This window comes from Pseudomonas sp. TE6283, from assembly GCF_054060555.1.
In genome coordinates, this window is the sequence record NZ_JBSSDH010000009.1 from 1 (window position 1) to 19,553 (window position 19,553).

The 19,553-nt window shown below is 65.0% G+C and carries 23 protein-coding genes; 13 read left to right on the plus strand and 10 right to left on the minus strand.

What is annotated here, in order from left to right; genetic code table 11:
• Positions 1–269: 269 nt before the first annotated feature.
• Positions 270–2,006 carry an arginine--tRNA ligase gene (gene argS, locus ACVWZ5_RS14040; RefSeq protein ID WP_084942064.1) on the plus strand — a complete coding sequence of 579 codons (1,737 nt, stop codon included), beginning with the start codon at positions 270–272 and terminating at the stop codon, positions 2,004–2,006.
• 1 nt (position 2,007) lies between these two features.
• Positions 2,008–2,712: an SPOR domain-containing protein gene (locus ACVWZ5_RS14045; RefSeq protein WP_062575472.1), complete on the plus strand. Its 705-nt coding sequence runs from the start codon at positions 2,008–2,010 to the stop codon at positions 2,710–2,712.
• A gap of 39 nt (positions 2,713–2,751) precedes the next feature.
• On the opposite strand, the gene ACVWZ5_RS14050 is transcribed toward ACVWZ5_RS14045, so the two are convergent.
• Positions 2,752–3,177: an NINE protein gene (locus tag ACVWZ5_RS14050; RefSeq protein ID WP_023630210.1), complete on the minus strand. Its 426-nt coding sequence runs from the start codon at positions 3,175–3,177 to the stop codon at positions 2,752–2,754.
• Positions 3,178–3,334: 157 nt separating this feature from the next.
• Here ACVWZ5_RS14050 and ACVWZ5_RS14055 point away from each other — a divergent pair, with 157 nt between their 5' ends.
• The gene (locus ACVWZ5_RS14055; protein WP_062575473.1) at positions 3,335–3,982 is read left to right on the plus strand and encodes a C40 family peptidase; all 648 of its coding nucleotides are present in this window, start codon (positions 3,335–3,337) and stop codon (positions 3,980–3,982) included.
• Positions 3,983–4,021: 39 nt separating this feature from the next.
• Here ACVWZ5_RS14055 and ACVWZ5_RS14060 read toward each other — a convergent pair whose 3' ends face one another.
• Positions 4,022–5,026 (minus strand): type IV pilus twitching motility protein PilT, encoded by a 1,005-nt coding sequence (locus ACVWZ5_RS14060; RefSeq protein WP_084942066.1) that lies wholly within the window; start codon positions 5,024–5,026, stop codon positions 4,022–4,024.
• 65 nt (positions 5,027–5,091) lie between these two features.
• Between ACVWZ5_RS14060 and ACVWZ5_RS14065 the strand changes: the two genes are divergently transcribed.
• The 9 genes from ACVWZ5_RS14065 to ACVWZ5_RS14105 all read left to right on the plus strand — a co-directional run bounded on the left by ACVWZ5_RS14065 (position 5,092) and on the right by ACVWZ5_RS14105 (position 11,656).
• Entirely contained in the window at positions 5,092–5,778 is a 687-nt protein-coding gene (locus ACVWZ5_RS14065) for a YggS family pyridoxal phosphate-dependent enzyme (protein WP_062575475.1), read from the plus strand.
• A gap of 38 nt (positions 5,779–5,816) precedes the next feature.
• Complete coding sequence (proC, locus tag ACVWZ5_RS14070) at positions 5,817–6,635, plus strand: pyrroline-5-carboxylate reductase (protein WP_062575476.1); 819 nt, start codon at positions 5,817–5,819, stop codon at positions 6,633–6,635.
• A 10-nt stretch (positions 6,636–6,645) separates the two neighbouring features.
• Positions 6,646–7,236, plus strand: coding sequence for a YggT family protein (locus ACVWZ5_RS14075; protein ID WP_028689124.1), 591 nt, complete (start codon positions 6,646–6,648; stop codon positions 7,234–7,236).
• An 88-nt stretch (positions 7,237–7,324) separates the two neighbouring features.
• Positions 7,325–8,464, plus strand: coding sequence for a homoserine O-succinyltransferase MetX (metX, locus tag ACVWZ5_RS14080; protein WP_062575477.1), 1,140 nt, complete (start codon positions 7,325–7,327; stop codon positions 8,462–8,464).
• A gap of 7 nt (positions 8,465–8,471) precedes the next feature.
• A complete protein-coding gene (metW, locus tag ACVWZ5_RS14085) occupies positions 8,472–9,092 on the plus strand; it encodes a methionine biosynthesis protein MetW (protein ID WP_011531735.1) in 621 nt (206 codons plus the stop codon).
• A gap of 25 nt (positions 9,093–9,117) precedes the next feature.
• Positions 9,118–9,552 (plus strand): DUF4426 domain-containing protein, encoded by a 435-nt coding sequence (locus ACVWZ5_RS14090; protein ID WP_084942067.1) that lies wholly within the window; start codon positions 9,118–9,120, stop codon positions 9,550–9,552.
• Positions 9,549–10,145 carry an RdgB/HAM1 family non-canonical purine NTP pyrophosphatase gene (gene rdgB / locus ACVWZ5_RS14095; protein ID WP_028689127.1) on the plus strand — a complete coding sequence of 199 codons (597 nt, stop codon included), beginning with the start codon at positions 9,549–9,551 and terminating at the stop codon, positions 10,143–10,145. The genes ACVWZ5_RS14090 and rdgB overlap by 4 nt, the downstream gene beginning before the upstream one ends.
• Positions 10,142–11,320 carry a radical SAM family heme chaperone HemW gene (gene hemW / locus ACVWZ5_RS14100; protein WP_280070854.1) on the plus strand — a complete coding sequence of 393 codons (1,179 nt, stop codon included), beginning with the start codon at positions 10,142–10,144 and terminating at the stop codon, positions 11,318–11,320. Before rdgB ends, hemW begins: the two co-directional genes overlap by 4 nt.
• A gap of 9 nt (positions 11,321–11,329) precedes the next feature.
• On the plus strand, positions 11,330–11,656 hold the full coding sequence (locus tag ACVWZ5_RS14105) for a DUF3392 family protein (protein ID WP_011531731.1): 327 nt from the start codon (positions 11,330–11,332) through the stop codon (positions 11,654–11,656).
• A gap of 328 nt (positions 11,657–11,984) precedes the next feature.
• Here the strand turns inward: ACVWZ5_RS14105 and trmB are convergent, their stop codons facing one another.
• The 4 genes from trmB to ACVWZ5_RS14125 form a co-directional block, all read right to left on the minus strand.
• Positions 11,985–12,707, minus strand: a complete 723-nt coding sequence (trmB, locus tag ACVWZ5_RS14110) for a tRNA (guanosine(46)-N7)-methyltransferase TrmB (RefSeq protein WP_028689129.1) — start codon at positions 12,705–12,707, stop codon at positions 11,985–11,987.
• A 9-nt stretch (positions 12,708–12,716) separates the two neighbouring features.
• Positions 12,717–13,529, minus strand: coding sequence for a thiazole synthase (locus ACVWZ5_RS14115; RefSeq protein WP_028689130.1), 813 nt, complete (start codon positions 13,527–13,529; stop codon positions 12,717–12,719).
• Positions 13,530–13,594: 65 nt separating this feature from the next.
• Positions 13,595–13,795 (minus strand): sulfur carrier protein ThiS, encoded by a 201-nt coding sequence (gene thiS, locus ACVWZ5_RS14120; protein ID WP_050707401.1) that lies wholly within the window; start codon positions 13,793–13,795, stop codon positions 13,595–13,597.
• A gap of 102 nt (positions 13,796–13,897) precedes the next feature.
• Positions 13,898–14,269, minus strand: coding sequence for a DUF423 domain-containing protein (locus tag ACVWZ5_RS14125; RefSeq protein ID WP_062575479.1), 372 nt, complete (start codon positions 14,267–14,269; stop codon positions 13,898–13,900).
• Positions 14,270–14,333: 64 nt separating this feature from the next.
• Between ACVWZ5_RS14125 and mtgA the strand changes: the two genes are divergently transcribed.
• Positions 14,334–15,044 carry a monofunctional biosynthetic peptidoglycan transglycosylase gene (mtgA, locus tag ACVWZ5_RS14130; protein ID WP_062575480.1) on the plus strand — a complete coding sequence of 237 codons (711 nt, stop codon included), beginning with the start codon at positions 14,334–14,336 and terminating at the stop codon, positions 15,042–15,044.
• 84 nt (positions 15,045–15,128) lie between these two features.
• Here mtgA and rpoH read toward each other — a convergent pair whose 3' ends face one another.
• The 4 genes from rpoH to ftsY form a co-directional block, all read right to left on the minus strand.
• Entirely contained in the window at positions 15,129–15,983 is an 855-nt protein-coding gene (rpoH, locus tag ACVWZ5_RS14135) for an RNA polymerase sigma factor RpoH (RefSeq protein WP_062575481.1), read from the minus strand.
• 111 nt (positions 15,984–16,094) lie between these two features.
• Positions 16,095–17,123, minus strand: coding sequence for a permease-like cell division protein FtsX (gene ftsX, locus ACVWZ5_RS14140; RefSeq protein WP_028689135.1), 1,029 nt, complete (start codon positions 17,121–17,123; stop codon positions 16,095–16,097).
• The gene (gene ftsE / locus ACVWZ5_RS14145) at positions 17,120–17,791 is read right to left on the minus strand and encodes a cell division ATP-binding protein FtsE (RefSeq protein WP_011531723.1); all 672 of its coding nucleotides are present in this window, start codon (positions 17,789–17,791) and stop codon (positions 17,120–17,122) included. Before ftsE ends, ftsX begins: the two co-directional genes overlap by 4 nt.
• Positions 17,788–19,368, minus strand: a complete 1,581-nt coding sequence (ftsY, locus tag ACVWZ5_RS14150; RefSeq protein ID WP_084942070.1) for a signal recognition particle-docking protein FtsY — start codon at positions 19,366–19,368, stop codon at positions 17,788–17,790. The genes ftsE and ftsY overlap by 4 nt, the downstream gene beginning before the upstream one ends.
• Between the last annotated feature and the right edge of the window lie 185 nt (positions 19,369–19,553).

Consider the following 19,553-nt stretch of genomic DNA (forward strand, 5'->3'; position numbering starts at 1 on the left):
GGTGGGGGTTTGGGGGGGGGGGGTGCCGGCGGGGTGGGGGGGGGGGGGGGGGGGGGGGGGGGGGGGGGGGGCCCCCGGGGGGGGGGGGGGGGGGGGGGGGGGGGGGGGGGGGGGGGCGGGGGCCCGCCCCGCCCCCCCCCCCCCCCCCCGCGCCGACAATGGCTTGTGTCCCAAAAGGTTGGCAACCCGTCCCCGGCAACGGATAATGCCCAGTTTTTCCACCTGCGCATCGAAGCGCTCACCGCGCTTGCGGTCGAAAAGAGAATCCCATGAAAGACACCATTCGCCAGCTGATCCAGCAAGCCCTCACCCAACTCGTCACCGACGGTGTGCTGCCTGAAGGGCTGACGCCGGCGATCCAGGTGGAAAACGCCCGGGACAAGACCCACGGCGACTTCGCCAGCAACATCGCCATGATGCTGGCCAAGCCAGCCGGCATGAAGCCCCGCGACCTGGCCGAAAAACTCATCGCCAGCCTGCCGGCCAGCCCCGACATCACCAAGGTCGAGATCGCCGGCCCCGGCTTCCTGAATTTCTTCCAGAACACCGAGGCCCTGGCCAGCCGCCTCGACGCCGCCCTGGCTGATGAGCACCTGGGCGTGCGCAAGGCCGGCCCGGCCGAGAAGGTGGTGATCGACATGTCGGCGCCGAACCTGGCCAAGGAAATGCACGTCGGCCACCTGCGCTCGACCATCATCGGCGACAGCGTCGCGCGCGTGCTGGAATTCCTCGGCGATGACGTCATCCGCCAGAACCACGTGGGCGACTGGGGCACCCAGTTCGGCATGCTGCTGGCCTACCTGGAAGAAAACCCGATCACCAGCGACGAGCTGTCGGACCTGGAGAACTTCTACCGCGCCGCCAAGAAGCGCTTCGACGAGTCCGAGGCGTTCGCCACCCGCGCCCGCGGCCTGGTGGTCAAGCTGCAGGCCGGCGACCCTGAGTGCATGGCCCTGTGGACGCGCTTCAAGGACATCTCGCTGTCGCACTGCCAGAAGACCTACGAGCTGCTCAACGTCAAGCTGACCATGGCCGACGTCATGGGTGAGAGCGCCTACAACGCCGACCTGGCCAACGTGGTCGCCGACCTCAAGGCCAAGGGCCTGCTGGTCGAGGACCAGGGCGCCCAGTGCGTGTTCCTCGAGGAGTTCAAGAACGCCGAGGGCGAGCCGCTGCCGGTGATCGTGCAGAAGGCCGACGGCGGCTACCTGTACGCCACCACCGACCTGGCAGCCGTGCGCTACCGCAGCAACACGCTGAACGCCGACCGCGCCCTGTACTTCGTCGACCAGCGCCAGGCCCTGCACTTCAACCAGGTGTTCGAAGTGGCTCGCCGCGCCGGTTTCGTCGGCCACCCGATGAAGATGGAGCACATGGGCTTCGGCACCATGAACGGCGCCGATGGCCGCCCGTTCAAGACCCGTGATGGCGGCACCGTCAAGCTGATCGACCTGCTCACCGAGGCCAAGGACCGCGCCTACGCGCTGGTCAAGGAGAAGAACCCGTCGCTGGCCGAGGACGAACTGCGCCACATCGGCGAGGTGGTCGGCATCGGCGCGGTCAAGTACGCCGACCTGTCCAAGCACCGCACCAGCGACTACAGCTTCAACTTCGAACTGATGCTCAACTTCGAAGGCAACACCGCGCCGTACCTGCTGTACGCCTACACCCGCGTGGCCGGTGTGTTCCGCAAGCTCGGCAAGGGCTTTGACGAAGTCGACGGCAGCATCGTCCTGCAGGCAGCGCACGAGCAGGACCTGGCCGCGCGCCTGGCGCAATTTGGCGAGATCCTCAACAACGTCGCCGAAAAAGGCACGCCGCACGTGCTGTGCAGCTACCTGTACGACCTCGCCGGCCTGTTCTCCAGCTTCTACGAGAATTGCCCGATCCTCTCCGCCGAAACCGCCGAACAGCAGCAGAGCCGCCTGCGCCTGGCCGCCCTGACCGGCCGCACCCTCAAGCAGGGCCTGGAACTGCTCGGCCTGGAAACCCTGGAGCGCATGTAAGTTGGCTGCAAAGAAGAAACCCGCACCCAAGCGCGGCGCCAGCCGCTCCCAGCCGCCGGCCAGCAAGCAGCCGATCCCGGGCTGGGTGTGGCTGGCGGTCGGCCTGACGGTCGGCGCCTTCATCGTCTTCCTGATGAAGCTCGAGCCCGGCGGTGACGACATCAAGCGCACCAAGCCCGAGCAACACAAGCCGGAGAAGGTCGCCGAAGCGAGCAAGGCCACCACGCCGACACCACAGCAGCCGGTGAAGCCGAAGTACGACTTCTACACCCTGCTGCCGGAGTCGGAAGTGATCGTGCCACCCGAGGCCGTGCCGGAGAAGACCCCGCCGGTACCGGCGCAGCCGCCCGTGCCGAGCACGCCGGTCACGCCGGCGGAAGCGGCGAAGATCGACACCGCCCGCGCCCAGGCCGCGCTGCTGGGGCAGACACCACCACCAGCGCCACCGGTGATCAAGCCAGCGGCCACCACCCAGTTCTTCCTGCAGGCCGGTTCGTTCCGCAAGCAGGCGGATGCCGACAAGGTCCGTGCGCAGATCATCCTGCTTGGCCAGGCAGTCAAGGTGGAGTCGGGCACGGTCAAGGAAGAGACCTGGTACCGTGTGATGGTCGGCCCGTTCAGCAACCGTGAACAGCTGACCGTGGCACAGAAGCAACTGGCCGGGGCAGGCTTCAGCAACCTGCTGCTGCAACAGCGGCGCCAGTAACGAAAAAGGCCTTGCCGCACTCAGCGACAAGGCCTTTTTTCATACCCGGCGACGCTCGGCGTTGACCTGGGAGATCTGGCTGTTGAGCGTCCAGAAGTCATACAGCACGCCCAGCAGGAACAGACCGCCGGTGAACAGGTAGATCAAGGCACTGATCCACTTGCCCTGGTAGAGCCGGTGCACGCCGAAGATGCCGAGGAAGGTCAGCAGGATCCACGCCAGGTTGTAATCCACCCCGCCCGACTCGAAGCGCATGTCGGCCTCGCGGTCCATCGACGGGATCAGGAACAGGTCGATCAGCCAGCCGATACCCAGCAGCCCGAGGGTGAAGAACCAGATCGTCCCGGTGATCGGCTTGCCGTAGTAGAAACGGTGCGAGCCGGTGAAGCCGAAGATCCACAGCAGATAGCCGAGGACCTTGCTGTGGGTGTCGTGCGAGGGAGCACCCTGTTGATAACCATTCATTCGAAGCCCTCGTGGGATAGCCGAAAATTTTCTAACGAAAAATGTGACTTTTTCGTTTTGACCCGACATATGGTACGTGGCTGAGCGACCAACGGATCAGAATTTGATCAAAAAGCTGTTATAAAGTTGCGCGCCAACACTTATAAGAGCTTCATCTATGCCACCTTTCTTCAAGACATGGCTGACCCTCTGCCTTTTATTACCCCTGGCCGCCCACGCCACCAACCGTGAGCAACGTCTTCCCAGCGGATTCACCGGTTACACGACCAACGCCGACGCCACGGTGAAACGCACCCCGATCCAGCACCGCAGCACCACCGGCCTGCGCGCCCGACCGGCCAACGCCGCCAAGCAGCACGCCGTGGGCATGCAGGCGGTGGCAATGTCGCCGAAGCAGAGCAGCGAAGTGCTCAGCCGTGCGGTAAACGTGCTCGGCACGCCCTATCGCTGGGGCGGCAGCAGCCCGAAGAAGGGCTTCGACTGCAGCGGCCTGGTCAAGTATGCGTTCAACGATGTGGCGGATGTCGACCTGCCGCGCACCTCCAACGCCATGGCCCAAGGCCAGGGCGTCAAGGTGGCCAAGGGCGACCTCAAGCCAGGCGACCTGATCTTCTTCAACATCAAGAGCCGTCGGGTCAACCACGTCGCCATCTACCTGGGCAACGACCGCTTCATCCACGCGCCGCGCACCGGCAAGCGGGTGAGCATCGACAGCCTGGAGAAACCTTACTGGCAGAAGCACTACGTGGTGGCCAAGCGCGTGCTGCCCAAGCAGCAACAGGCGCTGAGCCTGGCCAAACGCTGAAACGCCGATCGCGGTGCGCCGGCGCGACTTGCCCCGCGATCAGTTTGAGGCCCTGTCGATAATCCCCCGCGCTTCCAGCGCCTGCAGCGCCCCCTCCATCGTGCACATCCCCACAGCCGCACCAGCCTGCATCAGCGAATGAATCTGCGCCAGACGCCCCTCGCGGATCAGGTTGCGCACCGCCGGCGTCGCCACCAGCACCTCCCGCGCCGCGACCCGACCGCCGCCTGAACGCCGAACCAGCACCTGCGCGACCACCAGCCGCAGGGAGTCGGCCAGCATGCTGCGCACCAGCGGCTTTTCCTCCGGCGCGAACACCTCCACCAGCCGGTCGATACTGTTCACCGCCGATCGCGTATGCACGGTGGCCAGCACCAGGTGCCCGGTCTCCGCGGCGCGCATCGCCAGGCGAATGCTGTGCAGATCGCGCAGCTCACCGATCATGATCACGTCCGGGTCCTGACGCAGGGCGCTGCGCAGGGCCTGGGCAAAGTCACGGCTATGCAGGCCGACCTCACGCTGGTTGACCAGGCTGCGCTGGCTGGCGTGGATGAACTCGATCGGGTCCTCGAGCGTGACGATATGCAATGCGTATTCGCGGTTGAGCCGATCGATCAGCGCCGCCAGGGTGCTCGACTTGCCGCTGCCGGTGGCCCCACCCACCAGGATCAAGCCATCCCGGTACCGGGAGATGATTTGAAATACATCTACCAGTTCAAGCACCTCCAGACAGGGCACGCTCGCGGGGATCAAACGCACGCTGGCACTCGGGCCATTGCGCTGGCGGAACAGGTTCAGCCGAAAGCGCCCCAGCCCATCCAGACTCACCGCCAGGTCCAACTCTTCGCCGGCAGCCCACTGTCGCCACTGCTCGTCATCAAGCACGGCAGCCATCCCGTCTTCCAGCGCTCCTGCCGTCAGCACCGGCAGGTCCAGGCGCTGCAACACCCCATCCACGCGCAGCAGCGGCCGCTCGCCCGCGGCCAGGTGCAGGTCGCTGGCAGCGGCAGCCAGGGCCCTGCGCAACAGGTCGGTCACATCCATGAGACTCCCCAATGGCGATCAAGCAGGTAGAATGCCGCAGACCCCAAAGCCGTCGGCGACGAACCATGTCCACCCTAGCAGACAACATTGACGCCATTGCCACCCGCATCGACAGCGCGGCCAGGGCCGCCGGACGCGACCCGGCCAGCATCCAGCTGCTGGCGGTGAGCAAGACCAAGCCCGCCAGCGCAATTCGCGAGGCCTACGCCGCCGGGTTGCGCGATGTGGGCGAGAACTACCTTCAGGAAGCCCTGACAAAACAACAGGTACTTTCCGACCTGCCCTTGATCTGGCACTTCATCGGCCCCATCCAATCGAACAAGACCAAGGCCATCGCCGAGCATTTCGACTGGGTACATTCCGTGGACCGCCTGAAGATCGCCCAACGCCTCTCCGAGCAGCGCCCTGCCGGCCTGGCGCCGCTGAACGTCTGCCTGCAGGTCAACGTCAGCGGCGAGGACAGCAAGTCCGGTTGCGCGCCTGCCGAGTTGCCGGCCCTGGCCCAAGCGGTGAACGCCCTGCCCGGCCTGCGCCTGCGCGGCCTGATGGCGATTCCGGAGCCGACCGAGGACCGCACCGAGCAGGAGGCCGCCTTTGCCATCCTGCGCCAGCTCCAGGCGCAATTGGGCCTCGGCCTGGACACCCTGTCGATGGGCATGAGCCACGACCTGGAAGCCGCCATCGCCCAAGGGGCGACCTGGGTCCGCATCGGCACCGCCCTGTTCGGCGCCCGCGACTACGGACAGCCCTGAATCCATGCTTAACTCACTCTTTCCCTCAAGGACCTGACATGAGCAAGACTCGTATTGCCTTTATCGGCGCCGGCAACATGGCCGCCAGCCTGATCGGCGGCCTGCGTGCCCAGGGCCTGGACGCCGCGCAGATCCGTGCCAGCGACCCGGGTGCCGAGACCCGCGCGCGGATCCAGGCCGAGCACGGCATCGAAGCCTTCGAAAGCAACGCCCAGGCCATCGAGGGCGTCGACGTGATCGTGCTGGCGGTCAAACCGCAGGTCATGAAGGCCGTCTGCGAAACGCTGAAGCCAAACCTCAAGTCCGGTCAGCTGGTGGTGTCCATCGCCGCCGGCATCACCTGCGCCAGCCTTCAGGCCTGGCTGGGCGCGATCCCGGTGGTGCGCTGCATGCCCAACACCCCGGCGCTGCTGCGCCAGGGCGTCAGCGGCCTGTACGCCACCGGAGAGGTGTCCACCGAGCAGCGCCAGCAGGCCGAACAGCTGTTGTCGGCTGTCGGCACCGCCTTGTGGCTGGACGAAGAACAACAGCTGGATGCCGTCACCGCCGTCTCCGGCAGCGGCCCGGCCTATTTCTTCCTGCTGATCGAAGCAATGACCGCCGCCGGCGAGAAACTCGGCCTGCCGCGCGAAACCGCCTCGCAACTCACCCTGCAGACCGCCCTGGGCGCCGCCCGCATGGCGGTTGCCAGCGATGTCGACGCCGCCGAGCTGCGCCGCCGTGTGACCTCGCCGGCCGGTACCACGGAAGCGGCGATCAAGTCGTTCCAGGCCAGCGGTTTCGAGGCGATCGTCGAGCAGGCACTTCAGGCCGCGGCGAAACGTTCCGCCGAACTGGCCGAACAACTGGGCAAATAAGGAGCCATTGATGAATGCATTGTCCGGCGCCGCGATCTTCGTGGTGCAAACACTGGTCAGCCTGTACCTGGTGATCGTCCTGCTGCGCTTCGTGCTGCAACTGGTCAAGGCCGACTTCTACAACCCGCTGAGCCAGTTCGCCGTACGCGCCACCCAGCCGCTGCTCAAGCCACTGCGCCGGGTGATCCCAAGCATCGCCGGCCTGGACACCTCCTCGCTGCTGCTGTCGATCCTGATCCAGGCGTTGCTGATGGCCTTTGTGCTGATGGTCACCTACGGCACCTTCGGCGATATCCTGCACCTGCTGATGTGGTCGATCCTGGGCATCACCTCGCTGTTCCTGAAAATCTTCTGGGTGGCGATGATCGTCATGGTCATCGTCTCGTGGGTCGCGCCGAACAGCCACAACCCGGCCGCCGAGCTGGCCTACCAGATCAGCGAGCCGGTACTGGCGCCGTTCCGTCGCCTGGTGCCGAACCTCGGTGGCATGGACATTTCGCCGATCTTCGCCTTCATCGCCATCCAGGTGATCCAGTCGTTCCTGATGCCCCAGCTGGCGGCCTACGCTGGCATGCCGCAAGAACTGTGGCGGATGATCTGACCCACACTGCATCCAGCGGCAAGCCTTTGCTTGCCGCTGGGGGTAGCGCTCTTTAGACTTACGCCTCCGTCAAGCGTGAGCAGGGTCGATGTCCACTGTCCTTCCCGAAGATTCCGTCGGTCTGGTAACACCACAGATTGCCCGGTTCGATGAACCGCTGGCCCTGGCTTGTGGCCGCTCCCTGGCCTCGTACGAGCTCATCTACGAAACCTATGGCACCCTCAACGCCGCCGCCAGCAATGCCGTGCTGATCTGCCATGCGTTGTCAGGCCATCACCATGCCGCCGGCTACCATGCCGCCACCGACCGCAAGCCGGGCTGGTGGGACAGCTGCATCGGCCCCGGCAAGCCGATCGACACCAACCGCTTCTTCGTGGTCAGCCTGAACAACCTGGGCGGCTGCAATGGCAGCACCGGCCCCAGCAGCATCAACCCGGCCACCGGCAAGCCCTATGGCGCCGACTTCCCGGTACTGACCGTGGAGGACTGGGTGCACAGCCAAGCGCGCCTGGCCGACCGCTTAGGTGTACAGACCTGGGCCGCCATCGTTGGCGGCAGCCTCGGCGGCATGCAGGCCCTGCAGTGGACCATCACCTACCCGGACCGCGTGCGCCATTGCGTGGACATCGCCTCGGCGCCCAAGCTGTCGGCGCAGAACATTGCCTTCAACGAGGTGGCGCGCCAAGCCATCCTCACCGACCCCGAGTTCCACGGCGGCTCGTTCCAGGACCAGGGCGTGATTCCCAAGCGCGGCCTGATGCTGGCGCGCATGGTCGGCCACATCACCTACCTGTCCGACGACTCGATGGGCGAGAAATTCGGCCGTGAGCTCAAGAGCGACAAGCTCAACTACGACTTCCACAGCGTCGAGTTCCAGGTCGAGAGCTACCTGCGCTACCAGGGCGAGGAGTTCTCCGGCCGCTTCGATGCCAACACCTACCTGCTGATGACCAAGGCGCTGGACTACTTCGACCCGGCCGCGGCCCATGGCGGCGACCTGGCCGCGACCCTGGCCCACGTCACGGCGGATTACTGCATCATGTCGTTCACCACCGACTGGCGCTTCTCGCCAGCACGCTCGCGGGAGATCGTCGACGCCCTGATGGCCGCGCGCAAGAACGTCTGCTACCTGGACATCGACTCGCCCTACGGCCACGACGCCTTCCTCATCCCGACGCCCCGCTACATGCAGGGTTTCGCGAACTACATGAACCGCATCGCCCTCTGAGGACCGCATGAGAGCCGACCTGGAAATCATCCAAGACTGGATCCCCGCCGGCAGCCGGGTCCTCGACCTGGGCTGCGGCAACGGCGAACTGCTGGCCTCCTTGCGCGAGCGCAAGAACGTCACCGGCTATGGCCTGGAGATCGACGCCGACAACATCGCCGCCTGCGTGGCCAAGGGCGTCAACGTCATCGAGCAGGACCTGGACAAGGGCCTGGGCAACTTCGCCAGCAACAGCTTCGACGTGGTGGTCATGACCCAGGCCCTGCAGGCCGTGGAGTATCCCGACCGGATCCTCGACGAGATGCTGCGGGTGGGCCGCCAGTGCATCATCACCTTCCCCAACTTCGGCCACTGGCGCTGCCGCTGGTACCTGGCGACCAAGGGCCGCATGCCGGTTTCGGACTTCATGCCGTATACCTGGTACAACACGCCGAACATCCACTTCTGCACCTTCGAGGACTTCGAGAACCTGTGCCACGAGCGTCATGCCAAGGTCCTCGACCGCCTGGCCGTCGACCGTCTACACCGTAACGGGTTGGGCGGGCGGCTTTGGCCTAATCTTCTAGGAGAGATCGGTATCTATCGGGTCAGCAGCCCGGGCCTGCAGGAGCATCAGCTCGCGGTCTGACCCTCGCGAACGGAGGAATGGGATCATGCGTCGACTAGCACTGTTTCTGATCAGCCTGTGCCTGGCCTTGCCGGTACTGGCTGCCGATGCCGCCAAGCCGAAGCGCAAGGAAGTGTTCGGCGACGTGACGGTCCACTACAGCGCCTTCACCTCGAGCATGCTGCAACCTGCGACAGCCCAAGCCACGGGTTTGATCCGCAGCAAAAATCAGGGCGTGCTCAACATTACCGTGCTCAAGGCCGACAAGCCCTCAATTGCAGTGGTCAGCGGTACAGTGAAAGACCTGACAGGACGCAGCAGCCCGCTCTCGTTCAAGCAGATCAAGGAACAGGACGCGATCTATTACCTCGCCCAATTCGAAATCCAACAGCCCGAGACCGTAACCTTCGACATCAACGTCGAAACTGGCGGCGTCAGCCATAAACTCAGCTTCAATCAGGAAGTCTTTCCAGGCAAATGATGAATCTTACGCAACTCGTATTGGCCAGCCACAACGCCGGCAAGCTAAAGGAACTGCAGGCCATGCTCGGAGAGTCCGTGCACCTGCGTTCGATCGGCGAATTCAGCCAGGTGGAGCCTGAAGAGACCGGCCTGTCGTTCGTCGAGAACGCCATCCTCAAGGCGCGCAACGCCGCACGCATCTCCGGCCTGCCGGCCCTGGCCGACGACTCGGGCCTGGCGGTGGACTTCCTCGGCGGCGCGCCGGGCATCTACTCGGCGCGCTACGCCGACGGCAAGGGCGACGCGGCAAACAACGCCAAGCTGCTCGAAGCGCTCAAGGACGTGCCTGAAGAGCAGCGCGGCGCGCAGTTCGTCTGCGTCCTGGCGCTGGTACGGCATGCCGATGATCCGCTGCCGATCCTCTGCGAAGGCCTGTGGCACGGTAGCATCCTGTTCGAGGCCAGCGGCGAGCATGGCTTCGGCTATGACCCGCTGTTCTGGGTCCCGGAGCGCAACTGCTCCAGCGCCGACCTCGCTCCGGTCGACAAGAACCAGCTCAGCCACCGCGCCCGCGCCATGGCCCTGCTGCGTCAACGTCTGGGCCTGGCATGACCGAAAAGCTGTTCGTGCAACCGGCGGGCCTGATCCTTCCCGAGCTCCCGCCGCTGTCGCTGTACATCCATATTCCCTGGTGCGTGCGCAAATGCCCGTACTGCGACTTCAACTCGCACCAGGCCGGCCCCACGCTACCAGAGACCGAATACATCGACGCCCTGCTGGCCGACCTCGACCAGGAGCTGCCTGCCGTCCAGGGTCGTTCCATCAGCACGATCTTCTTCGGCGGCGGTACCCCCAGCCTGTTCAGCGCTGATGCGCTGGGGCGCCTGCTGCGCGGAGTCGAGCAACGCATCCCGTTCGCCCCGGACATCGAGATCACCCTCGAGGCCAACCCAGGCACCTTCGAGCAGGAGAAGTTCAAGGCCTACCGGCAGACCGGCATCAACCGCCTGTCCATCGGCGTGCAGAGTTTCCAGCCTGCCAAGCTCGAGAAGCTCGGGCGCATCCACAATGGTGCCGAAGCGGTACGCGCCGCCGACATGGCCCGTGCGGCAGGCTTCGACAACTTCAACATGGACCTGATGCACGGCTTGCCGGACCAGTCGCTCGACGACGCCCTGGGCGACCTGCGTCAGGCCATCGAACTGGCGCCGACGCACCTGTCCTGGTACCAGTTGACGGTAGAGCCGAACACGGTGTTCTGGAACCAGCCGCCCGAGCTGCCCGAGGACGACATCCTCTGGGATATCCAGGAAGCCGGCCAGGCGCTGATGGCCGAGCACGGTTACCGCCAGTACGAAGTCTCGGCCTACGCCCAGGCCGACCGTGCCGCGCGGCACAACCTGAACTACTGGCGCTTCGGCGACTTCATCGGCATCGGTGCCGGCGCCCATGGCAAACTGTCGTTCCCCGACGGACGCATCCTGCGCACCTGGAAGACCCGCCTGCCCAAGGACTACCTGAACCCGGCCAAGCCGTTCAAGGCCGGCGAGAAGCTGTTGCCGGCCGATGAGCTACCCTTCGAGTTCCTGATGAACGCCCTGCGCCTCACCGACGGGGTGGAAGCCGAACTGTTCAGCCTGCGCACCGGCCTGCCCCTGGCGCAGTTGGCCGAAGCCCGCCGAGAAGCCGAACAAAAAGGCCTTTTGCGGGTCGAACCGGATCGGCTGGCAGCCACGCCGCGCGGCCAGCTGTTCCTCAACGACCTGCTGCAGTACTTCTTGAATTAAGGATGACCCATGGACCTGGTACTTGACCTGCTCTCGACCGTTTCCCGCTGGAGCCGCAGCAACCTGTCGGAAATCTCGCTGGCCCTGGTGGGCTGCCTGCTGGTGCTGTTCGGCACCGATATCAAGGGTTGGGTGGAAGGCCGCCTGGGTGGTCTGGCCGGCGCCCTGCGGGTGCCGTTCATGGCGCTGCTGGTGATGATCGGCAGCGGCGCGGCACTGATCTATGCGACGCCGTGGATCGTGAAGGGGCTGGGGCAGTTCAACAACTATGCGCTGGCACCGGTGCTGCTGGTGGTGCTGGTATTGATTGGGGTCGTCGCTGATCGGCGGGGCTGACTGCTTGCTAAAAGCCGCCCTGGCGAGCCAGGACGGCTTCTCACCCGACTAACCCTTAGCGGGCATCGTCAAAGTGATCGCGCAGGAAGTCCCTGGCGGTTCTGAAAACGATCAGGATCCGAACCAGCGTCCAGACGCGGCTCAGCGTATTCAGCAAACGCGTCCTGTATTCGAGGCCATCCTAAGATCCAGTTGTGACTGTCTCCAGTGGTGTTCGTGGGCTAGGCTTCGTAACCCGAGGCCTGCATAAAAAAACCGCCCTTCTCAAGGCGGTTTTTTTGTACCTGCAATCTCGCAGGCTTGAAGGACAGCGCCGAACGAATCCGGCTCAGCTCACCTTCTCGAACTTCAGGTCCCATACCCCATGCCCAAGGCGCTCACCGCGGCGCTCGAACTTGGTGATCGGACGCTCTTCCGGGCGCGGCACGTAGGCGCCATCAGCCGCCTGGTTGCGATAGCCGGGCGCTGCGCTCATCACTTCCAGCATGTACTCGGCATAGGGCTCCCAGTCGGTCGCCATGTGGAATACGCCACCGGGCTTGAGCTTGCGGCGCACCAGCTCGGCGAACTCCAGCTGGACGATCCGGCGCTTGTGGTGACGGGCCTTGTGCCACGGATCCGGGAAGAACAGCATCAGGCGGTCGAGGCTGTTGTCGGCCACGCAGCGGTTGAGCACTTCGATGGCATCACAGTCGTACACCCGCAGGTTCTTCAGGCCCTGGGTCAGCACGCCGTTGAGCAGCGCGCCGACACCCGGACGGTGCACTTCGACGCCGATGAAGTCCAGCTCCGGCGAGGCGGCTGCCATCTCCAGCAGCGAGTGCCCCATGCCGAAGCCGATCTCCAGGGTGCGCGGTGCCGAACGGCCGAACACCTGGTCGTAGTCCACCGGGCTGTCGGTCAACGGCAGGATGAACAGCGGACCGCCCTGCTCCAGGCCGCGTTGCTGGCCTTCGGTCATGCGCCCGGCACGCATCACGAAACTCTTGATGCGGCGGTGCGGGCGGGCTTCGCCGTCTTCGGTGATCGGCGTTTCTTGCGATTCAGTCATCTGGGGCTCTTACTTGATCAGACCTTCCAGCGGCGAGGACGCGCTGGCATAGAGTTTCTTCGGCATGCGCCCGGCGAGATACGCCATGCGGCCGGCAAGGATGGCGTGCTTCATGGCCTCGGCCATCAGCACCGGCTGCTGGGCGTGGGCGATGGCCGAGTTCATCAGCACCGCCTCGCAACCCATCTCCATGGCGATGGTGGCGTCGGAAGCGGTACCCACGCCAGCATCGACCAGCACCGGCACCTTGGATTCCTCGAGGATGATTTGCAGGTTGTAGGGGTTGCAGATACCCAGGCCGGTGCCGATCAGGCCGGCCAGCGGCATGACGGCGATGCAGCCGGCTTCGGCCAGCTGGCGGGCGATGATCGGGTCATCGCTGGTGTAGACCATCACGTCGAAGCCGTCCTTGACCAGCACTTCGGCGGCCTTGAGGGTTTCGATCACATTGGGGAACAGGGTCTTCTGGTCGGCCAGCACTTCCAGCTTCACCAGCGTCCGCTCCTCGTGGGACTTGTGGCCGTCGAGCAGCTCACGGGCCAGGCGGCAGGTGCGCACCGCCTCGACCGCATCGAAGCAGCCCGCGGTGTTCGGCAGGATGGTGTACTTGTCGGGCGACAGCACATCGAGCAGGTTCGGTTCGCCCGCGTTCTGGCCGAGGTTGGTGCGACGCACGGCCACGGTGACGATCTCGGCACCCGAGGCCTCGGTGGCCAGGCGGGTTTCTTCCATGTCACGGTACTTGCCGGTGCCGACCAGCAGGCGCGACTGGAAAGTGCGCCCGGCCAGGACGAAAGGCTTGTCGCTGCGAACGTTGCTCATCGATGTTCCTCTGGAAAGGTTACGGGGCTTTGGATGAATCGGCCGGATGAATCGGCGGGACGCGCTCAACCACCGCCGATGGCATGAACCACTTCGACCTGGTCGCCTTCGCTCAATCGCGTGCTCTCGTGCTGGCTGCGCGGCACGATGTCCAGGTTCAGTTCCACCGCCACCCGGCGACCGGCCAGCTCCAGCCGGCCCAGCAGCGCCGCGACGCTCTCGCCCTCGGGCAGTTCGTAAGGTTCACCGTTCAATTGAATGCGCATGCGCACGGCCACCATTGTTCTTTGGGGCCCGCATTCTAGCCCCGATCCACCCCGCAACCCAAGGGCGATGCGCGCCATTAGTCGCGATTGTGGACCGTTCGGTCAGCCCAGGCGCCAGGCGGCCAGGCCCAGGCACAGCCAGCCGGCGAGCAAGCACAGGCCGCCCAGCGGAGTGATCATGCCGAGCTTGCCCAGGCCGCTCAGGGTCAGTACATAAAGGCTACCGGAGAACAGCACGATACCCACGGCGAACAGACCGCCGGCCCAGCCGACCAGGCGCCCCGGCAGCTGCGCCGACAGCACCGCCACCGCGAGGATCGCCAGGGCATGCACCAACTGGTAGGTCACACCGGTATGAAAGATCGCCAGGTAGTCGGCGCTGAGACGGCTCTTCAGGCCATGGGCGGCGAAGGCGCCGAGGGCGACACCGGTAAAGCCGAAGAACGCGGCGAGCATCAGGAAGCTGCGTAGCATGGGACGACTCCTCGGAAGGGGTCTGTATAATGGCCCGTTCCAACGGTCCGGCCAAGCCATCACCATGCTGTCATCCCTCCTCCGCCGACTTTCCCGCGCCCTGCTGTGGTTCGCAGCCGGCAGCATCGCCGTCGTCCTGGTGCTGCGCTGGGTTCCACCGCCCGGCACCGCGCTGATGGTCGAGCGCAAGGTGGAGTCGTGGTTCAGCGGCGAGCCCATCGACCTGCAACGCGACTGGACGCCCTGGGAGGACATCTCCGACGAGCTCAAGGTCGCGGTCATCGCCGGCGAGGACCAGAAGTTCGCCAGCCACTGGGGCTTCGACATCCCGGCGATCCAGGCGGCGCTGGCCTACAACGAGCGTGGCGGCAAGGTGCGTGGCGCCAGCACGCTGACCCAGCAGGTGGCCAAGAACCTGTTCCTGTGGTCCGGACGCAGCTGGCTGCGCAAGGGGCTGGAGGCCTGGTTCACCGCACTGATCGAGCTGTTCTGGTCGAAGGAACGGATTCTCGAGGTCTATCTGAACAGCGCCGAATGGGGCAAGGGCGTGTTCGGTGCCCAGGCCGCGGCACGCTACCACTTCGGCGTGGACGCCAGCCGCCTGACGCGACAACAGGCCGCACAGCTCGCCGCGGTGCTGCCGAGCCCGATCAAATGGAGTGCCAGCCGGCCGAGCGCCTATGTGGCGAGCCGTGCAGGGTGGATTCGCCGGCAGATGAGCCAGCTGGGTGGGCCGAGCTACCTGATGCAACTGGATACTTCGCGCAGGCTTTGAGGCCCGCTCGCACGCTCCACAACACACGAAAAAGCCGCTGTCTCTTGCGAGAACAGCGGCTTTTTCACTCCAGCCAGGCGCCGATCAGATCGCGATCAGTGCCTTGACCTTGTTCATCGCGTTCTTCTCCAGCTGGCGAATACGCTCGGCCGAAACGCTGTATTTCTCCGCCAGCTCATGCAGCGTGGCCTTTTCCTCGGCCAGCCAGCGCTGATAGAGGATATCGCGGCTGCGATCGTCCAGGCCTTGCAGCGCTTCATGCAGGTTGCTGGTGGAGTTGTCGCTCCAATCGGCGTCCTCCAGCTGCACGGCCGGGTCGTAGCGGTGGTCTTCCAGGTAATGCGCGGGCGACTGGAAGGCGCTGTCGTCGTCGGCTTCGGCCGCCGGGTCGAAGGCCATGTCCTGGCCGCTCAGGCGGCTTTCCATCTCACGTACTTCACGGGGCTCGACGCCAAGGCTTTCGGCCACGCGATGCACTTCGTCGTTGTTCAACCAGGCCAGGCGCTTCTTCTGGCTGCGCAGGTTGAAGAACAGCTTGCGCTGGGCCTTGGTGGTGGCCACCTTGACGATGCGCCAGTTGCGCAGGATGAACTCGTGGATCTCGGCCTTGATCCAGTGCACCGCGAAGGACACCAGACGCACGCCCATTTCCGGGTTGAAACGCTTTACCGCCTTCATCAGGCCGACGTTGCCTTCCTGGATCAGGTCGGCCTGGGCCAGCCCGTAGCCTGCATAACTACGGGCGATGTGTACGACGAAACGCAGGTGGGCCATCACCATTTGCCGAGCGGCCTCGAGATCCTGCTCGTAGTAGAGACGCTCGGCCAGATCACGCTCCTGCTCCGGCGACAGCAAGGGGATGCTGTTGACCGTGTGCACATAGGCTTCCAGGTTTGCACCGGGAACCAGGGCATAGGCAGGTTGCAACGATGTGGTCATTCAAGTACCTCCGGCTTACAGACTCGTGCCTTGTGGGCACTGCCAGCATAGACAAGGAACCGTTGTACAAGTTCCAAGATGAAAAATTTGTCAATACTGGCCATGAAACATTTATCGCGGTGCCAGCTCGTTCAAGTGACGAGCGACGGCGATCCATGCACCGATATACCCTAACAGCACCGCCCCGATCAAGAGTGAAAGGCCATCCGAGGCCGGTACGCCACCCAGGGCGAAATCACTGCCATACAGCCCGGACAGCCCGACCACCGCGTCGTTCAGCCAGTTCAGGCCGAACGCCAGGATGCCCCAGGCCAGCACGCCCGCCCCCAGGCCGTACAGGGCGCCCATGTACAGGAAAGGCCGGCGTACGTAGCTGTCGGTGCCGCCGACGAGCTTGATCACTTCGATCTCGACCCGGCGGTTTTCGATATGTAGACGAATTGTGTTACCGATTACTAACAGCAGAGCGGAAATCAGCATCACCGCCAGGCCGAAGACGAACCGGTCACCCAGCTTGAGAATCGCCGCCAGGCGCTCGACCCACACCAGGTCCAGCTGCGCCGCTTCCACCCGCGGCAGCTCGGACAGACGCTGACGCAAGGCTTCCAGGGCCGGCTTGTCGACCTCGGTCGGGGTCACCACCACCACGCCGGGCAATGGATTGTCCGGCAACTCGCGCAGCGCCTCGCCCAGGCCTGACTGCTGCTGGAACTCTTCCAACGCCTGCTCGCGACTGACGTACTGGGCCTCGGCGACGCCCGGCATGCCCTTGATCTCGTCACGCAAGGCCTCGCCATCACGGCTGCTGGCATCGAGCTTGAGATACAACGAAATCTGCGCCGCGCGCTGCCAGGAACCGCCGAGTTTCTCGACGTTCTTCAGCAGCAGCGACAGGCCCATGGGCATGCTCAGCGCCACAGCCATCACCAGGCAGGTGAAGAAACTGCCGATCGGCTGCTTGCCCAGCCGGCGCAGGCTGTCGGCCAGGCTGGCGCGGTGGCTTTCCAGCCAGGCGTGCAGCAGGGTGCTGAAGTCCGGGCCGTCATCGTCGTGGTCGCCGCGCTTCTTCTTCGCCGGTTGCGGGTCGGCGGCTTTCGGCGCCACGCGCTCGGAAACCTTTGGTGTACGTGTGGTGCTCATTGCCCGGCCTCCCCATCGCCGATCAAGCGGCCGCGTTGCAGCGTCAGCATGCGGTGGCGCATGCGCGCGATCAGCGCCAGGTCGTGACTGGCGATCAATACCGTGGTACCCAGGCGGTTGATGTCCTCGAACACGCCCATGATCTCAGCGGCCAGGCGCGGGTCGAGGTTACCGGTAGGTTCGTCCGCCAGCAGCAGGGCCGGCTGGTGGACGATGGCGCGGGCAATGCCCACGCGCTGCTGTTGGCCGGTGGACAGGTCGGCCGGGAACAGCTCGCCTTTGTCGCTCAGCGACACGCGCTCCAGCGCCGAATCCACGCGCTTGGCGATCTCGGCCTTGGACAGCCCGAGGATCTGCAGCGGCAGGGCGATGTTGTTGAACACCGTGCGGTCGAACAGCAGCTGGTGGTTCTGGAACACCACGCCGATCTGCCGGCGCAGGAACGGAATCTGCGCATTGCTGATCTGGCCCAGGTCCTGACCGGCCAGCAGCAGCTTGCCGCTGGTCGGACGCTCCATGGCCAGCAACAGGCGCAGCAAGGTGCTCTTTCCGGCGCCGGAGTGGCCGGTGACGAACAGGAACTCGCCACGACGCGCCCGGAAGCTCAGTTCGTGCAGGCCGACATGGCCGTTGGGATAGCGCTTGGCTACCTGTTCGAATCGGATCATGAAGGTTCCCGCTCGGCGAACAGCGCCTTGACGAAGGGTTCGGCCTCGAAGGTGCGCAGGTCGTCGATACCCTCGCCCACACCGATGAAGCGGATCGGGATGTTGAACTGCTTGGCCAGGGCGAAGATGACGCCGCCCTTGGCGGTGCCGTCCAGCTTGGTCAGGGCCAGGCCGGTCAGCTCGACGCTCTGGTTGAAGTACTTGGCCTGGCTGATGGCGTTCTGCCCGGTACCGGCGTCGAGCACCAGCAGCACCTCGTGGGGCGCCTCGGCGTCGAGCTTGCCGATCACCCGACGGACCTTCTTCAGCTCTTCCATCAGGTTGTCCTTGGTGTGCAGGCGACCGGCGGTGTCGGCGATCAGCACATCGACGCCACGGGCCTTGGCGGCCTGCACCGCGTCGAAGATCACCGAGGCCGAGTCGGCGCCGGTGTGCTGGGCGATGACCGGGATCTGGTTGCGCTCGCCCCAGACCTGCAACTGCTCCACCGCCGCGGCGCGGAAGGTGTCGCCGGCGGCCAGCATGACCTTCTTGCCTTCCAACTGCAGCTTCTTGGCCAGCTTGCCGATGGTGGTGGTCTTGCCGGCGCCGTTCACGCCGACCACCAGGATCACGTAGGGCTTGCTCTGCGCCTCGATCTTAAGCGGCTGCTCGACCGGACGCAGCAAGGCGGCCAGTTCGTCCTGCAGCGACTTGTACAGGGCGTCGGCGTCGGCCAGCTGCTTGCGGGCGACCTTTTGCGTCAGGTTCTGGACAATGGCCGAGGTGGCCTCGACGCCGACGTCGGCGGTCAGCAGGCGGGTCTCGATCTCGTCGAGCAGGTCGTCGTCGATGACCTTCTTGCCCAGGAACAGGCTGGCCATGCCCTCGCCGATGCTGGCGCTGGTCTTCGACAGGCCCTGCTTGAGGCGGGCGAAGAAGCCCTGTTTGGCAGGCTCGGCGGCAACTGGCGCAGGTTCGACGGCAGCCGGCGCGACAGGCTCTTCTGGTTCAGGCTCGACCACAGGGACAACCACCACCGGGGCGGGCTCGGGCACCACCACCTCAGGGGCCGGGCGCTCGGGGATGACCGGCGGCGCCTTGGGTTCGAGGTCCGGCACCAATGCAACCGGCTCTTCCGCGACCGGCAGCACCAGGTTGCTCACGGGAGCAGGTGGCGCTGGCTCAACCACGGCCGTCGGCAGGTCCGCCACATTCGCGGGCAAGCCCTCAGTCACAGGAGCCTGCGGCGCGTGTGCCTGAACAACAGGCTCAGCCTCGACCACCAGGGCAGGCTCGACCGCGACGTCCACCGGCACGGGCTGGGCGGGTTCAAGCACCTGGGCGGGTTGCACCACCTGCGGAGCAACCGGTTCAGGCTCGGCCGGCACGCTGACTGGCGCAGGCTGGGGTGCCTCGGCCAGCGGAGCAGGCTGCTCGGCGGGAGGTTGCTGTACCACCGGCGCCTCGACGGGCGGTTGGGGGACTTGCGGCTGTTCGGCGACAGGTTGCTCCGGCTTCTTGCGGAACCAGCTGAACAGGCCTTTCTTCTCGCCAGCCGCGGCCGGCGCTTTTTTGTCGTCGTTGGAACCAAACATGGAAGACGGCTATCTCAGGGTAGCGATGCGCCAGCAGTGGCGCACCGGGAATTCTTGAGTCACGCAGAACAGACTACTGTGAAGCCAGCGGGTTCATGCGCAACGTTTTGTCGTATGGGCCTGTGGGCCAGAACGGCGACAGGCATGGTCGCCAGGCAACCGGATCAGTATCCTAGCACCTCCTG

Coding starts and splice junctions, on each gene's coding strand:
- argS (WP_084942064.1), top strand. CDS start 270: ATGAAAGACACCATTCGCCAGCTGATCCAGCAAGCCCTCACCCAACTC.
- ACVWZ5_RS14050 (WP_023630210.1), bottom strand. CDS start 3,177: ATGAATGGTTATCAACAGGGTGCTCCCTCGCACGACACCCACAGCAAG.
- ACVWZ5_RS14055 (WP_062575473.1), top strand. CDS start 3,335: ATGCCACCTTTCTTCAAGACATGGCTGACCCTCTGCCTTTTATTACCC.
- ACVWZ5_RS14060 (WP_084942066.1), bottom strand. CDS start 5,026: ATGGATGTGACCGACCTGTTGCGCAGGGCCCTGGCTGCCGCTGCCAGC.
- ACVWZ5_RS14065 (WP_062575475.1), top strand. CDS start 5,092: ATGTCCACCCTAGCAGACAACATTGACGCCATTGCCACCCGCATCGAC.
- proC (WP_062575476.1), top strand. CDS start 5,817: ATGAGCAAGACTCGTATTGCCTTTATCGGCGCCGGCAACATGGCCGCC.
- ACVWZ5_RS14075 (WP_028689124.1), top strand. CDS start 6,646: ATGAATGCATTGTCCGGCGCCGCGATCTTCGTGGTGCAAACACTGGTC.
- metX (WP_062575477.1), top strand. CDS start 7,325: ATGTCCACTGTCCTTCCCGAAGATTCCGTCGGTCTGGTAACACCACAG.
- metW (WP_011531735.1), top strand. CDS start 8,472: ATGAGAGCCGACCTGGAAATCATCCAAGACTGGATCCCCGCCGGCAGC.
- ACVWZ5_RS14090 (WP_084942067.1), top strand. CDS start 9,118: ATGCGTCGACTAGCACTGTTTCTGATCAGCCTGTGCCTGGCCTTGCCG.
- rdgB (WP_028689127.1), top strand. CDS start 9,549: ATGATGAATCTTACGCAACTCGTATTGGCCAGCCACAACGCCGGCAAG.
- hemW (WP_280070854.1), top strand. CDS start 10,142: ATGACCGAAAAGCTGTTCGTGCAACCGGCGGGCCTGATCCTTCCCGAG.
- ACVWZ5_RS14105 (WP_011531731.1), top strand. CDS start 11,330: ATGGACCTGGTACTTGACCTGCTCTCGACCGTTTCCCGCTGGAGCCGC.
- trmB (WP_028689129.1), bottom strand. CDS start 12,707: ATGACTGAATCGCAAGAAACGCCGATCACCGAAGACGGCGAAGCCCGC.
- ACVWZ5_RS14115 (WP_028689130.1), bottom strand. CDS start 13,529: ATGAGCAACGTTCGCAGCGACAAGCCTTTCGTCCTGGCCGGGCGCACT.
- thiS (WP_050707401.1), bottom strand. CDS start 13,795: ATGCGCATTCAATTGAACGGTGAACCTTACGAACTGCCCGAGGGCGAG.
- ACVWZ5_RS14125 (WP_062575479.1), bottom strand. CDS start 14,269: ATGCTACGCAGCTTCCTGATGCTCGCCGCGTTCTTCGGCTTTACCGGT.
- mtgA (WP_062575480.1), top strand. CDS start 14,334: ATGCTGTCATCCCTCCTCCGCCGACTTTCCCGCGCCCTGCTGTGGTTC.
- rpoH (WP_062575481.1), bottom strand. CDS start 15,983: ATGACCACATCGTTGCAACCTGCCTATGCCCTGGTTCCCGGTGCAAAC.
- ftsX (WP_028689135.1), bottom strand. CDS start 17,123: ATGAGCACCACACGTACACCAAAGGTTTCCGAGCGCGTGGCGCCGAAA.
- ftsE (WP_011531723.1), bottom strand. CDS start 17,791: ATGATCCGATTCGAACAGGTAGCCAAGCGCTATCCCAACGGCCATGTC.
- ftsY (WP_084942070.1), bottom strand. CDS start 19,368: ATGTTTGGTTCCAACGACGACAAAAAAGCGCCGGCCGCGGCTGGCGAG.